General features: G+C 72.7%; 17 protein-coding genes. 4 read left to right on the forward strand and 13 right to left on the reverse strand.

The genetic code is table 11. The features are described 5' to 3' along the window. The first annotated feature begins 65 nt into the window (after positions 1-65). A complete protein-coding gene (locus ACFPFQ_RS05805; RefSeq protein ID WP_379615515.1) occupies positions 66-749 on the forward strand; it encodes a GntR family transcriptional regulator in 684 nt (227 codons plus the stop codon). Further along, positions 746-1168, forward strand: a complete 423-nt coding sequence (locus ACFPFQ_RS05810; RefSeq protein ID WP_379615517.1) for a carboxymuconolactone decarboxylase family protein — start codon at positions 746-748, stop codon at positions 1166-1168. The genes ACFPFQ_RS05805 and ACFPFQ_RS05810 overlap by 4 nt, the downstream gene beginning before the upstream one ends. Before the next feature lie 36 nt (positions 1169-1204). On the opposite strand, the gene ACFPFQ_RS05815 is transcribed toward ACFPFQ_RS05810, so the two are convergent. Genes ACFPFQ_RS05815 through ACFPFQ_RS05870 form a run of 12 tightly spaced genes read right to left on the reverse strand, consistent with a single transcriptional unit; the run spans position 1205 to position 12838 of the window. Beyond that, complete coding sequence (locus ACFPFQ_RS05815; protein ID WP_379615519.1) at positions 1205-2662, reverse strand: UbiD family decarboxylase domain-containing protein; 1458 nt, start codon at positions 2660-2662, stop codon at positions 1205-1207. A gap of 10 nt (positions 2663-2672) precedes the next feature. Beyond that, positions 2673-3092: a Zn-ribbon domain-containing OB-fold protein gene (locus ACFPFQ_RS05820; protein ID WP_379615521.1), complete on the reverse strand. Its 420-nt coding sequence runs from the start codon at positions 3090-3092 to the stop codon at positions 2673-2675. Between the two features lie 5 nt (positions 3093-3097). After that, the gene (locus tag ACFPFQ_RS05825; protein WP_379615523.1) at positions 3098-4246 is read right to left on the reverse strand and encodes a thiolase C-terminal domain-containing protein; all 1149 of its coding nucleotides are present in this window, start codon (positions 4244-4246) and stop codon (positions 3098-3100) included. Continuing rightward, on the reverse strand, positions 4243-4707 hold the full coding sequence (locus ACFPFQ_RS05830) for a hypothetical protein (RefSeq protein ID WP_379615525.1): 465 nt from the start codon (positions 4705-4707) through the stop codon (positions 4243-4245). Before ACFPFQ_RS05830 ends, ACFPFQ_RS05825 begins: the two co-directional genes overlap by 4 nt. Next, a complete protein-coding gene (locus tag ACFPFQ_RS05835; protein ID WP_379615527.1) occupies positions 4694-5308 on the reverse strand; it encodes a UbiX family flavin prenyltransferase in 615 nt (204 codons plus the stop codon). Before ACFPFQ_RS05835 ends, ACFPFQ_RS05830 begins: the two co-directional genes overlap by 14 nt. After that, on the reverse strand, positions 5308-6597 hold the full coding sequence (locus tag ACFPFQ_RS05840; RefSeq protein ID WP_379615529.1) for a CaiB/BaiF CoA transferase family protein: 1290 nt from the start codon (positions 6595-6597) through the stop codon (positions 5308-5310). Before ACFPFQ_RS05840 ends, ACFPFQ_RS05835 begins: the two co-directional genes overlap by 1 nt. Before the next feature lie 9 nt (positions 6598-6606). Beyond that, on the reverse strand, positions 6607-7392 hold the full coding sequence (locus ACFPFQ_RS05845; protein WP_379615531.1) for an IclR family transcriptional regulator: 786 nt from the start codon (positions 7390-7392) through the stop codon (positions 6607-6609). Then, complete coding sequence (locus ACFPFQ_RS05850; RefSeq protein WP_379615533.1) at positions 7392-8381, reverse strand: quinone oxidoreductase family protein; 990 nt, start codon at positions 8379-8381, stop codon at positions 7392-7394. The genes ACFPFQ_RS05845 and ACFPFQ_RS05850 overlap by 1 nt, the downstream gene beginning before the upstream one ends. Continuing rightward, the gene (locus ACFPFQ_RS05855) at positions 8378-9103 is read right to left on the reverse strand and encodes an alpha/beta fold hydrolase (protein WP_379615535.1); all 726 of its coding nucleotides are present in this window, start codon (positions 9101-9103) and stop codon (positions 8378-8380) included. The genes ACFPFQ_RS05850 and ACFPFQ_RS05855 overlap by 4 nt, the downstream gene beginning before the upstream one ends. Beyond that, positions 9100-11439 carry a molybdopterin cofactor-binding domain-containing protein gene (locus ACFPFQ_RS05860; protein ID WP_379615537.1) on the reverse strand — a complete coding sequence of 780 codons (2340 nt, stop codon included), beginning with the start codon at positions 11437-11439 and terminating at the stop codon, positions 9100-9102. The genes ACFPFQ_RS05855 and ACFPFQ_RS05860 overlap by 4 nt, the downstream gene beginning before the upstream one ends. Then, the gene (locus ACFPFQ_RS05865) at positions 11436-11930 is read right to left on the reverse strand and encodes a (2Fe-2S)-binding protein (RefSeq protein ID WP_379615962.1); all 495 of its coding nucleotides are present in this window, start codon (positions 11928-11930) and stop codon (positions 11436-11438) included. Before ACFPFQ_RS05865 ends, ACFPFQ_RS05860 begins: the two co-directional genes overlap by 4 nt. Positions 11931-11932: 2 nt before the next feature. Then, positions 11933-12838, reverse strand: a complete 906-nt coding sequence (locus ACFPFQ_RS05870) for an FAD binding domain-containing protein (protein ID WP_379615539.1) — start codon at positions 12836-12838, stop codon at positions 11933-11935. Positions 12839-13030: 192 nt separating this feature from the next. On the opposite strand from ACFPFQ_RS05870, the gene ACFPFQ_RS05875 reads away from it, so the two are divergent. Both ACFPFQ_RS05875 and ACFPFQ_RS05880 read left to right on the forward strand, forming a co-directional pair. Next, the gene (locus tag ACFPFQ_RS05875; RefSeq protein ID WP_379615541.1) at positions 13031-13852 is read left to right on the forward strand and encodes an IclR family transcriptional regulator; all 822 of its coding nucleotides are present in this window, start codon (positions 13031-13033) and stop codon (positions 13850-13852) included. An 8-nt stretch (positions 13853-13860) separates the two neighbouring features. Beyond that, positions 13861-14403: a carboxymuconolactone decarboxylase family protein gene (locus tag ACFPFQ_RS05880; protein ID WP_379615543.1), complete on the forward strand. Its 543-nt coding sequence runs from the start codon at positions 13861-13863 to the stop codon at positions 14401-14403. On the opposite strand, the gene ACFPFQ_RS05885 is transcribed toward ACFPFQ_RS05880, so the two are convergent. Then, positions 14352-15353 carry an NADP-dependent oxidoreductase gene (locus tag ACFPFQ_RS05885; RefSeq protein WP_379615545.1) on the reverse strand — a complete coding sequence of 334 codons (1002 nt, stop codon included), beginning with the start codon at positions 15351-15353 and terminating at the stop codon, positions 14352-14354. The two genes, ACFPFQ_RS05880 and ACFPFQ_RS05885, sit on opposite strands and share 52 nt — an antisense overlap. Position 15354: the final 1 nt, after the last annotated feature.

The raw sequence follows: 15354 nt of genomic DNA on the forward strand, positions 1-15354 counted from the left end.
TCTGCACAACCCTTCCCAACAGGAATACCGTAATACCGTATGATGATCGGTGGAGGTGAGAGCCGATGACAGGTGTCGTGCGCGAGGCTGCCCCGCTGCGCGCCCAGGTGGTCGACCTGCTGCGCCAGGCGATCGTCGGTGCCGCGTTCGCGCAGGGTGAGCGACTCGTCGAGCGGATCCTGTGCGCGCGGTTCGGGGTGAGCCGCACCGTCGTGCGAGAGGCCCTGCGCCAGCTCGAGTCGGAGGGGCTGGTCACGATCGTGCCGCAGCGCGGACCCATCGTCACCGTCCTGACCAGGGTCGATGCGGTCGCGCTGTACGAGGTGCGTGCGGTGGTCGAGGCGCTGGCTGCCCGGCTGTTCGCCGAGCGGGCCACCGCGGACGAGCGGGCGCTGTTGCGCGGCAGGCTCGCCGAGCTCGACACCGCACTCGACGATCCCGCTGCCGGCCTCGTCCACACGCTGGCCGCCAAGGACGCGTACTACGAGGCGCTGCTGGACGGCGCGCACAACGAGGTCCTCCGCTCCACCCTCCGCGGCGTGCACGCCCGCACCAGCCTGCTGCGCGGGCTCACCCTCCAGGCGCCGGGGCGATCCGCAGACACGCGTCGCGAGCTGCACGCCATCACCGACGCGGCCGCCACCGGTGACGGCGACGGCGCCTGGCGGGCGTCCGAGGAGCACGTGCGGTCCGCGGCGGCGGTGGCACTCCGACAGCTGGCAGAACGCAACCCGGAAGGATCATCATGAGCGACCGGAACGACGCACAGGCCTACGTCGACGACATGGCACGCACCCGCGGCTACGTCCTCGACTACCACAAGGTCATGGCGAAGCAGGACTTCCCGGTGCTGCAGGCCGCGAACGACCTCGTCGGAGCGGCCTACCTGCACCAGCGCCTGCTCGACCGCCGCACCAAGGAGCTGATCTTCATCGTCAGCCTCACCGTGATGCGGGCGGCGAAGGGGCACATCCAGAGCCACATCCGGGTCGCGCTCGATCTGGGCGTCACCCCGCAGGAGATCCTCGAGGCGATCGAGATCAGCCTCCCCGAGGCCGGGGTCGTCGTGTTCCAGCACGGCTTCGAGGCCTGGAAGGAGGTCGTGGGCGCCGACGGCATCGAGCCGACCGTCAGCGTCCACGACGGTGCCGGCGCCGCCTCGGCCTGAGCCAGGGAGCGCAGCCGGAGTCACGACCCCGGAGCCTCAGGCCGGCTTCGGGGCCGTGATCAGCGGCCCGAGCACGTCCTCCCACTTGGCGGCGGTGGCAGCACGCAGCTCGTCCTGGATGTCGCTGCGCGCGAACATCCGGTCCCAGTCGGCACGCCACCGGAACGGCTTGCACGCGTCGATGATCGTGGTGCCGAGCGTGTAGTCCTCGATCGCCCGCTTGGCCGGGGTGAGCCCCGCCGGGTTGATCACGTTGCACCAGCGGTCGCGCTGGATGTGGATCTGGCTCGCCGGGTCGACGCGGGTCGCGATCGCCCAGTTCACCAGCGCGGTGTTGCTCGGGTCGATGTCGTCGTCGACCATCACCAGGTAGCGCGGCGGCCGGTCGGCCAGCCCGGCCATCACGTAGTCGGCGATGCGCATCACCTGCCCCGAGTAGTGCTGCTTGATCGAGACGACGAGGAACGGGCCGACCTGGCCGATGCCGCGCACCCCCTCCAGGCCGGAGCGCTCGAGCAGGTGCAGCCGGCGAGCGGTCTGCGCGAAACCGCCCGCGGCGCCGCGGTTGCGGAACCGCAGCGTCGGCTCACCCATGACGATCGGGTCGTCGCGGTGGTAGACGGCCCCGATCCGGACCGCGGGTTGCGCGAACGCCGACGCGTAGTAGCCCAGCCCCTCCCCCCACGGTCCCTCGGACCGCTTCGGCTCCACGTCCGGGTGCAGGATCTCGCCTTCCAGCACCACCTCGGCGGTGGCCGGGAACGGCAGGCCGGTCAGGGGGCCGGTGACCATCTCGTAGGGAGCACCACGCAGGAAGCCGCCGAACTCGAGCTCGTTCTGCCCGAAACCGACGTTCTCCGCACCGGCGAGTGTGAACGACGGATCGTTGCCCAGGGTGATCACGACCGGGCAGTTCTCCCCGCGCGCGAAGTACTTGTCGCGGATGACCTGCCCGTTGTGGCCGCCCGCGAGATGGTGGCCGATGGTGTTGCGGTCGTAGCGCATGCCGCGGTAGCAACCCGCGTTGAGCTGCCCGGTGTCCGGGTCGCGCAGCACCGATGCTCCCCCGGTGGCGAGGTAGGGGGCGCCGTCCTGCGCGTGCCACATCGGCGCCGGGAACCGGAAGAGGTCGACGTCCTCGCCGATCATGAGGTTCTGCATGACCGGACCGGTCTCGACCTCGACCGGCGGCACCGGGACGTAGTCGCCGAGCCGGTCCTTCCACCACGCTGTCAGCGCGGCGCCCCGCAGCCCGTCCGGGAAACCGTAGATCAGCTGCATCCGGCGGTACGAGTCGAAGGAGTGCACCGCGATCCGGGTGCCGACCGGGTGGCCGGTGATGTCGTCGAACAGCACGAGCGGGTGCTCGGCCGACCATGCCGTGATCTCGGTGATGCTGCCGATCTCCGAGGCGAGGTCGGCGCCGTGCACGACCTTCAGCTCGTCGACCTTCTCCACCGCGTCGAGGAACTCGCGCAGATCCTGGAACGCCATCCCCGCCCCCTCAGTCCCGGACCCAGCGCACGAGCGTCACGTCGGCCGTGACGGCCTCGTACGTGGCGTGCACGCGCTGCCCGATCTCGACTCCGTCGACTTCGGCGAGCGTGCCCACCATGCGGATGCCCTCGTCGAGCTCGATCATGGCGACGGCGTAGGGCACGCGGTCCTTGAACTGCGGATTCATCGCGCGGTGGTAGACCGCGTAGCTCCAGACGGTGCCGGTGCCGGCGAGGTCGACCCAGTCGCCCCCGGTCGTCAGGCACTCGGGACAGATCACGGCGGGCAGCCAGCGCAGCGCGCCGCAGGATGCGCAGCGCTGCACGGCGAGGCGGCCCTCGCGCGCTGCGGCCCAGTGCGGCGCGGTCAGCGGGTCGGCGAGGTCGGGCAGGGGTGCTGAGTAGACGGTCTCCGGGTAGGTGCTCATGGTGGTCACCGGTGCGTCGAGAGGATCGACGCCGCTCCTTTCAGGAAGTCGTGGGACGAGCAGTCGACGGCGATCTCGGGCGCCTTCCCGTTCGTCGCGACCTGCCGGTCGCCGCATTCACCGCGCAGCTGCCGGACGGCCTCGCAGAGGTGCAGCCAGCCCCACATGTAGCTCTCCGCGAGCTGCCCGCCGTTGGTGTTCACCGGCAGCGAGCCGCCGGGCCGCGTGTGCCCCTCGGCGAGGAACGGCCCCGCCTCCCCCGGCTTGCAGAACCCGTACCACTCGAGCATCTGCAGCACCCAGACCGAGGTGGCGTCCTGGATGTAGAGCAGGTCGACGTCCTGGGGGCCCAGCCCCGAACCGGACCAGAGCCGCGACGCGACGTCGCCGAGCCACGGGCGCAGCAGGTTGTCGGGGTTCTGGTCGCCGCGCAGGGCCGTCTGCTCGGCCATCCCCAGCACGTACACCGGCGCCTTGGGCCGGTCCGCGGCCTTCGCCGCGCTGGTGACGACGATGGCGGCGCCACCGTCGGAGATCATCGTGAGGTCCGGTCGGCGCAGCGGCTCCACCAGGTACGGCGAGGCCAGGTAGTCGTCGATGGTCAGCTCCTTGCGGAAGATGGCCAGCGGGTTGCGCTGCGCCCACTCCCGCTGCGCCACCGACACCCAGCCCAGCTGCTCCTCCGTGGTGCCGTACAGGTGCTGGTGGCGCTTGAACGCCATCGCCGCCGGGCCGGCCACGTGGACGAGCCCCGCGACCGTCCCGAAGTTCGCCGCCCCGCCCACCGCGACCCCGAAGTCGACCTTCGCCGAGCGCTGGTTGGTGCCGTAGCAGAGCACGATCGTCTCGGCGAGACCGCAGGTGATCGCCATGACGGCCAGGTGCAACGAGAAGTTGCCCGTGCCGTAGTCGAGGGTGGCGCTGTATTTGGGGTTGAGCCCGGCCAGCAGCCCGATCTGCTCGTCGGTGCCGATGTGCGAGCGCAGGTTCTGGCAGGTGATGAGCCCGTCGACGTCGCTCTTCTCGAGCCCGGCGTCGGCGAGCGCGAGCTCGATCGCGTCCACGGCGATCTCGTTCGCCGAGAGGCCCGGGAACTGGCCCTGCTCGGTGGTGCCGACCCCGACGATCGCGGTGGCTCCCCTGATGTCGGTCATGAGCGCGTCTCCTCTGCAGTGTCACGTTCAGCGGCCAGCCGCGCGAACAGCACGGCGTTGTCGTCCCAGCGCTCGGTCGCGGCGAGCGCGGCGTCGGCCAGACAGGTCATGGGGCGCAGCGGGATGCCGAGCGTGTCGCGTTCGACGTCGGTGACGAGCAGCTCGACGGCAAGGCCGCCGAGATCGGCGATCTCGCGGCCGATGCGGGTGCGCACCGACCAGCTGACGGTGCCGGTGACGACCTGCAGGACGGCGATACCGGTGCGGCGCAGGTTCGCCGTGGTGCGCCGGCTGCGCAGCGCGCACAGCACCGCGCCGGAGCGCGGCACGAGCTCGGCGCGCGAGAGCAGGCACACCCGCGGCTCGCCGCCCGGGTCCACGGTGAGCAGGGGGAACACCGGCTCCCACGTGTCCGCGACCGGCGGGCCGGCGAGCTGGTCGACGACCTCAGCGGGCAGCATCGGCCACCACCGCACCCTGCTCCGGGACGCCCTCCCAGCGCCGGAAGAGGTCGTGCTCCAGGTCGAACTGGTCGAGCACCTTGCCCGCGATGTGGCGCAGCAGGTCCTCGACGGAACGCGGCCGGTGGTAGAACGCCGGCACGGGCGGCAGGACGGTGGCCCCCGCGAGCGTGACGGTCTCCATGTTGCGGATGTGGATGAGGTTGAGCGGGGTCTCCCGCGTGACGAGCACGAGCCTGCGCCGCTCCTTGAGGCAGACGTCAGCGGCCCGGGACACCAGGTCGGTGGTGTTGCCCGTGGCGATCGCGGCCAGGCTGCGCATCGAGCAGGGCACCACCACCATCCCCCGCGTCCGGAACGAGCCGGACGAGATGGCGGCGCCGAGGTCCTCGGCCCGGTGGACGACGTCGGCGAGCTCCTCGAACTCCACCGTCGAGACCCCCATCTCGGCCTCGATGCTGAGCGCCGCCCCGGCCGAGAGCACCAGGTGCACCTCGATCGGGACGTCCCGCAGCGCCTGCAGCACCGTGAGTCCCAGCTGCGGCGCGCTCGAACCGGTGACCCCGACGATGATCCGGTCAGGCACCACGCGCGCGGGCATCAGGCGCTCCGGGCCGGCGGTGCGTGTTCGGTGTCCTGGCTGGTGTCGCGGCCGCCCAACCGGGGGATCCGCGACGGTCCGACCGCCCCGGCTGCCGCCAGCTCCGCCACGTCGGCCGGGGTGAAGCCGCCCAGCGAGCGCAGCACGGCCTCGGTGTCCTGGCCGAGCCGCGGCGCCACGCGGTGGTCCGTTCGCCCGTCGCTGATCTTCAGCGGGTCACCGACCGCGAAGACCGCTTCCCCGCCGCGCTCCTGCTCCACGACCATGTCGCGGTGGCGGACGTGCGGGTCGGCCAGCGCGGCGTCGACGGTGTTGATCGGCGCGCTCGCCACGCCCTCCTCCCCGAGCCGGGTGAGCAGGTGCGCGGAGTCCATCGCCAGCGCGGCCGGATCGAGCACGGCCGCGAGCTCGTCGCGGTGGCGCCTGCGGTCCTCGTTGGTCGTGAACCGGGGGTCGCCCAGCAGGTCGGTGGTCCCGAGTGCGCGGCACAGGCCGATCCACATCTTCGGGGTGTTGGCCGTGACCGCGATGTCGCGACCGTCGGCGCAGGTGAAGGCCCGGTAGGTGGGGATGCTCATGTGCTGGCGGCCCTGCAGGCCTGGTACCTCGCCGCCGGTCAGGTAGTAGCTGGCGACGTAGCTGAGCAGCGAGATCTGGGTGTCGAGCATCGCGACGTCGACGCGCGAGCCGACACCGTCCTGGCTCGCGCGGACGAGCCCCGCGAGCGTCGCGATGGCCGCGTTCATGCCGGCGCACAGATCGCCGATCGGCAGCCCCGATCGCACCGGGCGGCCACCGATGTCGCCGGTGAGCGACATCCCGCCGCTGAGCGCCTGCACGATCATGTCGAACGCGGGCCGGTCGCGGTACGGCCCGTCGAGACCGAATCCGGTCAGCGAGCAGACCACCAGCTCCGGCTTCAGCTCGCGCAGGACGTCGGCGCCGATGCCGAGCTTCTCCATCGTGCCCGGCCGGAAGTTCTCCACCACGGCGTCGGCAGCGCGGACCAGCCGCAGCAGCGCGGCGCGGCCCGCATCGGTCTTGAGGTTGATGCAGACGCTCTCCTTGTTGCGGTTGACGCTCAGGTAGTACGCGCTGTCGCCGTCGACGAAGTGCGGGCCGATGGTGCGGGTGGAGTCCCCGTCCGGCGGCTCGATCTTGATCACCCGCGCGCCGAGATCGCCCAGTATCTGCGTCGCGAAGGGGCCTGCCAGGTGCTGGGTCAGGTCGATCACGACCGTGTTGTGCAGTGGACCCGTGGCTGCCACGGGTGGGGATGTCTCGCTCACGTGTCCTCCTCAGCCACGGCGGTAGCCCGCCCGGCTCAGCTCGTCGGTCACGGCGCGCGCGGTCGTCATGACGCGCTGCGCCAGCGGGGCCTCGCGGTCGGCGTGGAACCGCTGCTCGGGCACGGTGATCGACACGTCCCCGACGACGTCGCCCACCGCGTCGAACACCGGCGCGGTGACCGCGGCGGCCCCGGACAGGCGCTGGGCCACCGAGATCGCGTAGCCCCGCTCCCGGATGCGGACGCACTCGGCCTCCAGTGCCTCCGCCGAGACGATGGTCGCGCTGGTGAGCCGCGGCAGGCCCGCCGCGTACACGGCCCGGCGCTCCGCCTCGGGCAGGAACGCGAGGATCGCCAGCCCGCTGGCCCCGGAGTGCACCGGGATCCAGCGGTGCAGGCCGACGTCGTACTGCAGCGGGTGCACCGCCTGCACGACATCGACGAACATCATCTGTCGCCGCGCGGGCTCGTAGGCGCCGAACAGCACCGCCTCACCGGAGTCGCGCGCGAGCGCGTCGACGTGCGTGCGGGCCAGCTGCAGCGGGGTGAACCCGTCGCGCAGTGCGCCGCAGAGCCGGAACAGCTCCGCGCCGGCCTGGTAGCCACCGTCCCCGTCGCGGTCGAGCAGGTTGCGCCCTTCGAACGCGGTGAAGATCCGGTGCACCGTCGCGGGTGAGGTGTCCAGATCGCGGGCCAGCGACCGCACGCTCCACGGCCCGTCGGGGTCGTCGGCCAGCGCGATGAGCACGCCGAGCGCCTTCCCGACCGGATCACGTTCCGCTCGACCGCGTTCCATCACGGACCTCCTGGGGAGCCGACAGCGAGCAGGACCTTGCCCCGGACCTGCCGGGATTCCAGCAACCGGTGAGCCTCCGCGGCCCGGTCGAGCGGTAGCACCGCGTGCACGGGGATGTGCAGCCGACCCGCGGCCAGCCAGCCCATCAGCAGCTCGGCGGCCGCTGCGAGCGCAGGACGATCGTTGCGGCGCAGGACGTCGAGGTGGAAGCCGACGACGCCCAGGCAGCGCTCCCGCAGCGCTCGCGGTGCGGGCAGCGTCTCGGTGGTTGCGGCGGAGTTGCCGAAGTGGACGAGCCTGCCGAACGGCGCCAGCCGCGCGACAGCGCCGTCGCGGACGCCACCGCCGACCCCGTCGAGCACGAGATCCACGGGATCGACGGAGGCGAGATCGGGGTAGGCCACGGCCTCCGGCGCACCGGCGGTCCGAGCGCGCTCGACGTCGCCTGCCGCCGCCACGACCCGGCCGGCGCCGAGCAGCGTGGCGAGGGGAACGGCGACCGAGCCGACGCCGCCGGCCGCAGCGGTCACCAGCACCGACTCGCCGGTGCGGAGCCCGCCCGCCCGCCGCATCAGGTGGTAGGCCGTCTGCCCGACGGTCGGGAAGGCGGCGGCCTGCTCGTCGGACACGGCGTCGGGGACGGGCCAGACGAGCGTGTGGTGGGCGACGGCGAACTCCGCGTAGGCGGGTGTCGAGCTGAAGCCCGCGACCCGCAGGCCCACCCGGAGCGCACCGCCCTCGACCCGGTCCCCGACCGCGACGACCTCGCCGAGGATGTCGCGGCCGAGACCGCGCGGACCGGTGACGGCGGCGTAGGTGCCCCGCCGGGCGTTGACGTCGGCGAAGTTGACCCCGGCGAGCCGGACAGCGACCAGCACGTCCTCCGGTCCGATCGCGGGCCGCTCGACGACGTCCACCCTGAGCACATCGGGGCCGCCGGCCGCCTGCGCACGGGCCATGCGCATCGGGCTCGTCGCGACCGCCTTCACCGGACCCCGACCTGCGTGTCGACCCAGGCCAGGTGCTCGTCCACGGCGGCGACGAATCCCGCGGGCTCCTCCAGCACGACGATGTGCGGTCCCGGGATCTCACGCATCCGCCCGCCGGGGATCGCGTCGGCAACGGCCCGCATGGCCGCGACCGGCACCGAGGCGTCGGCGGTGGCTCCGATGCACGTCGTCGGGACCGTGACGGCGCCGAGCGCGCCGGTCAGGTCGTGCCCCGCCATCGCGGCCCAGTAGTCGGCGACCACGTCGGCGTCGTCGGCGAGCAGGCGCGCCCGGGCCCACGCCACCCCGGGGTGGTCGGGGTCGGCCAGCGCGGCGGCGGTGAACCAGCGCCGCAGCGTGACGTCCAGGGTGCCGGTGACACCCAGCAGGCGGGTGTCGGCAGACCGCTGCGCCGACACCGCGGGGTCGGTGCGCATGCCGCCGCACGCCAGCACCATCGACCGCACCAGTTCGGGCCGGTGCACCGCGACCTGCTGCGCCACCATGCTGCCCAGCGAGATGCCGACCAGGTCGGCCGGGCCGCCGCCGTGCTCCTCGATCAGGTCGGCGACGTGCTCGACGAGCGCCGCCATCGTGAGGGGCCCGGCCGGGCGCGGCGCGCCACCGTGGCCGGGCAGGTCGGGGGTGAGGGCACCGGGCCGCGCCACGTCCGTCCAGAGCGCGCCGTCCAGGCCGACGGCGTGCAGGTAGACGACGGTCATGGCGCGGCCTGCCGGGCGATGCGCGCATCCTCGATGAGGTCACCGATCCGCCCGGGCGAGAGCGGCATCGACGTGATCCGCACGCCCAGCGGCGCCAGCGCGTCCTCGACCGCCGAGGCGATCACGGCCGGGACGCCGAGCGTGCCTGCCTCCCCCGCACCCTTGACGCCCAGCGGGTTGAGCGGGCTGGGAGTCGACTGGTCGTACAGCTCGATCATCGGCAGCTCGCGCGCGGACGGGATCGGGTAGTCCAGGAACGACGTGGTGAGCGGCGTGCCGTCGGCGCTGTAGAGCGACTCCTCGTAGAGGGCGTTGCTGAGCCCGTGCACGACGCCGCCGAGCACCTGCCCCTCGACGAGCAGCGGGTTGATGATCGTCCCGCAGTCGTGGCCCACTACCCAGTCGAGGATCTCGACCTCACCGGTGCCCGGGTCGATCTCCACCACGCACACCTGCACGCTGCTGGAGTAGCCGGCGCTGCTCGGGTTGAAGTAGGAGGTGGCCGTCAGTCCGGGCACGGTGCCGGCGAGCATCGTGACCCCGGGCGAGCCGACGTTCGACATCCGCGCGGCCTGCGCCAGCGGCATACCGGTCTGCGTACCGCGGACGCCGACCTCGCTGACCCCGACCCCGTCGGCGCGGATCTCCAGGTCGTCGGGCGAGACCTCCAGCACGGCGGCGACGGACTGGAACAGCTTCTGCTTGACCTCGCTCGCGGCCGTCATCATGGCCGGGCCCGCGGTGGCCATCACCCGGCTGGCGAAGGTGCCCACGCCGTACGCGATGGTGCCGGTGTCACCGGTGACCACGTCCACGGAGTCGGGATCGACCCCCATCGCCTCCGCGCAGATCTGCGCGTAGGTGGTCTCGAAGCCCTGCCCCTGCGGCGGCGCACCCATGATCGCGGTGACCCGACCGTTCGACTCCATGCGCACCGTCGCACCCTCGAACGGGCCCAGACCGACGCCCTCGACCGCGACGGACACGCCGATCCCGCGCAGCGCCCCCTCGCCGCGACGCTTGGCCTGCAGCTCGCGCTGGCGGGGGTAGTCGATCTTGGCGAGTCCCTTCTCCAGCAGGCCCGGGTAGTTGCCGCTGTCATAGGTGAGCGGGCTGCCGTCGCGGAAGGTGAGGCCGACCGCGTAGGGGAACTCGTGCTCCTGGATGAGGTTGCGGGCGCGCACGTCCGCCGGATCGAGGCCGAGGTCCTCGGCGATGCGGTCCATCACCCGTTCCATCACGAACACGCCCTGGGGGCGACCCGCGCCGCGCACCGCGCTGGAGGGCACCTTGTTGGTGAACAGCGACGTGAACTCGATGTGCAGGTTCGGGATCTTGTACGGACCGGGCACGGTCGTACCCGCGATCAGCGGCACGATCAGGGAGCTCGCGTAGGCGCCCGTGTCGTGCAGGAACACGTCCTTCAGACCGAGCAGCATGCCATCGTCGTCGTAGGCGACCTCGAGGTGGTGCTCCTGCAGGTGCTCCTGGGTGCAGGAGACGAAGTGCTCGTAGCGGTCCTCGACGAACTTCACGGGCCGGTCGAGCAGCTTCGCGAGCCAGGGGACGATGATCTCCTCGGGGTACTTGCCCGCCTTCGGCCCGAACCCGCCACCCACATCGGGCGGCGCGATCACCCTGATCTTCTCCTCGGACAGCCCGTAGCAGTACGCCAGCTGGGCCCGGATCTGATGCGGGGTCTGCGTCGCGTCCCAGACCACGAACTCGCCCATGGCCCGGTCGTACCGGGCGGCGACCGCGCGGCCCTCCATCGAGTGCCCGCCGCCCCGGTTGATCGAGTACGTCTCGCGCAGCACCCGCGGCGCCGCTGCCAGCGCGGCCTCGACGTCACCGGTGGACTGCACGACGTGCGCGGCCACGTTGTCGTCGATGCCGTCGTGGATCGCCACCGGGAGCTGCTGGGACACCGCGAGGTGACCCGAACCGGGCAGCGGCTCGTAGTCGATCACAACGAGCTCGCACGCGTCCTCAGCCAGGTACCGGCTCTCCGCCACGACCACGGCCACGAGCTCGCCGACGTACCGGACCTTCTCGATCGGCAGCGTCCGCTGCTCGGCGGGGCGCAACGACGAGTGGGCCAGGTGCACCGGCCACGGCCGGTTGATCTCCGCCAGGTCCGCGGCGGTGTAGACCGCCACGACGCCCTCGCCCCCGGTTGCGGCGCTCGTGTCGATGTTCAGGATCCGCGCATGCGGCTGCGTGCTGCGCACGGCGGCCATGTGGAGCACGCCGGGCAGGTCGATGTCGTCGACGTACTCGCCGCGCCCGCGCAGCAGCCGCAGGTCCTCCCGCCGGACCCGACGCTCGCCGATCATCGGGTCACCCCTGCGGTGCGGTCGGACCCTGCGTTGCGGTCGGATTCGGCGAGGGCGGCCTGCACGAGCTGCTGGTAACCGGTGCAGCGGCACAGATGCCCCTGCACGTGGTCGCGGATCTGCTCCTCGTCGGGGCTGGGCTCCTCACGGAACAGCGAGGTGAGCGACATCAGGATGCCGGGTGTGCAGAACCCGCACTGCAGCCCGTGATGGTCCTGGAAGCTCTGCTGCAGGCTGTTGAGGCTGCCGTCCGCGTTCTCCAGCGATTCGACGGTCTCGACCGAACGGCCCTGCAGCTGCACGGTGAACAGCAGGCAGGACCGGGTCGGGCGACCGTCGACCAGCACCGTGCACGCTCCGCAGACGCCCTGCTCGCAACCGATGTGCGTGCCGGTCAGGCCCAGCTGCTGGCGCAGCGTGTCGGCCAGCAGCGTGCGCGGGTCGACCTCGACCTCGCGGGCCGCGCCGTTGATCGTCAGTGCCACCTTCATGATCACGCCGCCTGTCCGTTTCGAGTGGTCGTCAGGTCGTTCTGGGCCGTGCGCCAGGCCTGGCGGACGGCGCGGCCGGCGAGCACGCCCGCGGTCCGGCGCTTGTACGCCGCCGACGTCTTCAGCTCGGGGGTGGGGTCCAGTGCCGCGGCGACGGCGGCCTCCAGCGCGGCGATCACCGACGGGTCCGCGGCGGTCCCGCGCAGCAGCGCCTCCGCGGCGGGGACGCGGACCGGTGTGGCCGCGACGGAGGCGCACGCGATGCGGGCGTCGGTCACCACGCCGTCCGCGTCGACGGTGACGGCGGCCGCGGCACCGGCCAGCGCGAAGTCGCCGTGTCGGGCCGCCACCTCGAGGAACGCGGCGCCGCCGCGGGGCCGCGCCACCGGCACCTCGACCGCGACGAGCAGCTCGTCGGGTTCGAGCGCGGTGGTGAAGTGGGTGATGAAGAAGTCGGCGGCCGGGATGCGCCGCTCGCCGCGCACGCTGCGCGCGACGAGCGTCGCGTCGAGGGCGAGCACGACGCTCGGGAGCTCGGCTGCGGGATCGGCATGCGCGAGGCTGCCGCCGAGGGTGCCCATCGACCGGATCTGGACGTGTCCGACGTAGGGCGCGGCCGCGGTGAACAGCGGCGCCGCGGCGCGCACGATCGGCGAGGTCTCCAGTTCGTGGTGGCGGGTCAGCGCGCCCAGCCGGAGCACGCCGTCGGTGACCGCGTGGCCCGCCAGCTCCGCCACCCCGTTGACGTCAACGAGGTGCTGCGGTACCGCGAGCCGGAAGTTCATCAGCGGCACCAGGCTCTGCCCGCCGGCCAGGACCTTGACCTCGTCGTCGACGAGACGGTCGAGCAGGCTCGTCGCTTCGTCGACGGTCTCCGGACGGTGGTAGTCGAACGCGGGTGGCTTCACGCCGGTTCACCTCCCAGATCAAGGAGTGTTCCTTTCAACGAAACAGCCGTTCCGTTGCAGGTCGATACTCGCCCGACGATGAGAGGGTTGTCAAGAAGGGCGGCGGCGCACCCTCGCCGATCTCGGCATGTATTCTTCGACGTCTACGAAACAGCCGCTCCGTTGAGCGGAACGGGGAGCTGGGGGCGACGGATGGCCGCGAACAGTGCCAGGGATCCGGTGGGCCGCGCGCTCGACCTGCTGACCTGGCTGGCAGAGCACGGATCGAACGGACCGATGGGTGTCCGCGAGATCGCCAGGGCGATGGGCACATCGCCCACCACGGCCCACCGGCTGTTGCAGGCGTTCGAGGAACGCTCGCTCGTGCGCCGCGACGGCAACGGCGCCTACTACGGCGGCCTGGAGCTGGTCCGACTCGGCCGGCTCGCCTCCCGCTTCTCGGTCCACGAAGCGGCCCGTCCGGTGTTGGAGAAGCTCTCGGCCGACGTGGACGAGACCTCGATGCTCGGCCTGTACGACCCCCAGCGTGGCGAGCTCATGCTGGTCGACGCCGTGCAGACCAGCCATCCGCTGCGCTACCTCGTCCAGCTCGACAGCTGGCGCCCGCTCTGGGCGGGCGCGGCCGGCCTGGGCGTGCTGGCCTTCCTCCCCGACCCCGACCGTGCACGCGTGCTGCGCGAGCACCCCCCGGCACGGATCACGCCGAGCACGCCGAGCACGCCGACGGCCGTCGAGGAGTTCTGCACGAGCGCCCGGGCCAAGGGCTATGCGCTGACCCGCGGCCAGCGCACCGAGGGCGCGGTGGGCATCGCCGCCCCGATCCGCGACGCCGACGGGCACGTCGTGGGCGACGTCTGCCTGACGGTGCCCGACAACCGTTTCCGCGAGGCCGACGAGGAGCGGTTCGCCACGGCGCTCACCGCAGCGGCCGAGCAGACCTCGACGATCCTGATGGCCGCCGGGTACCGGCTCGCCGCGGCCGGTCCGGACGTCGGCGGGCGGGCCCGCCGGTGACCGACTCCATGCCACGCACGCGACAGCCGCTCCCCGCCGAGCTCGAGCCCGAGCAGCGCCGGCTCTACGACGCCATCGTCAGCGGGCCGCGCAGCGGCATCGCCGACGCGGACGGGCGGTTGCGCGGGCCGTTCGGTCCCATGCTGCTGAGCCCCGCGGTCGGCGACCCGCTGCAGGCGTTGGGTGCGGCCCTGCGCTACCGGTCGGCGCTGCCCGCACGGGCGCGGGAGATCGCGACACTGCTGGTGGCGCACCGGTGCGACAGTGCCTACGAGTGGGCCGCGCACGTGACGCACGGCCGCGCGGCGGGCCTCTCCGACAGCGAGATCGCGTCGCTGCGCACGGCGGAGCCCGCGGTGACCGACGAGGTCGAGATCGTGGTGGTGCGCGTGACCACGAGCCTGCTCGACGGCGGCGACCTGCCCGAGCCGCTCGTCGTCGACGCGGAACGGCTGCTCGGACCGGGCACCCTGTTCGACCTGGTCACGCTGGTCGGCTACTACCGGCTGCTGGCAGGCGTGCTGGCGGTGTACCGGATCCCGCCCGGCTGAGCGGAGGGCACGGTCAGCACGATCCGCCCGCCGGGGTGGCCGCCCTCGCTGATGCGGTGGGCCCGCGCCGCGTCAGCCAGTGGCAGGTGCACCGCGACCGGGACGACGATCCCGCCGGAGCGCAGCGCCGGGAGCAGCTCGGCGAAGACCTCGGCCATCGGGACGCGGCTGACCAGCCCGCGGGAGTAGGTCACGCCGAGCGCGCCCGCATCGCGGCGGTCGGCGATCGTGACCACCCGGTCCGGGCCGCCCGCGAGTGCGATGCTGCCGGGCAGGACGCCCCGGCCGGCGGCATCGAGCACCGCATCGACACCGTCGGGCGCGAGCGCCCGGACCCGCTCGAGCCAGCCGTCGCCATAGGCCACCGGCTCGACGCCCGCCTGCCGCAGCCGCTCGTGGTGGGCCTCGCCTGCCGTGCCCAGCACGCGGGCACCCCGCAGCACCGCCAGCTGGACGGCGACCGTCCCGACCCCGCCGGAAGCGCCGTGCACGAGCACGGTGGTGCCACCGGCCGGCGCGACGACGCCGAGGAGGCCCAGTGTCCGGAAGGCTGTCTCACCGGGGATGGCGATGCTCGCGGCGACGTCCCACGGCAGCTCCGCCGGCCGGGCTATGAGGTCGGAGGGGACGGCGATGGCGTGTTCGGCGTACCCGTCGCACAGCGCCCTCCCGAAGACCTCGTCGCCCGGTACGAGCTCCTCCACGCCGGCGCCGACCGCGTCCACGACCCCCGCGACGTCGGTGCCGAGGCCGCGGGGCGCCGGCAGCGGTGTCCCGCTCGCCAGGTCACCCCGCCGGATCCGGCACTCGACGGGGTTCACCCCGGCCGCGACGACGCGCAGGCGCACCTCCCCCGCCGCGGGCTCGGGCATCGGCACGTCGACGAGGCCCAGCTCGTCCGGACCCCCGTAGCGGTGGAACCGGATCGCCCGTGAGCTCTGCGGGGGCACG

Source organism: Pseudonocardia sp. GCM10023141, from assembly GCF_042653605.1.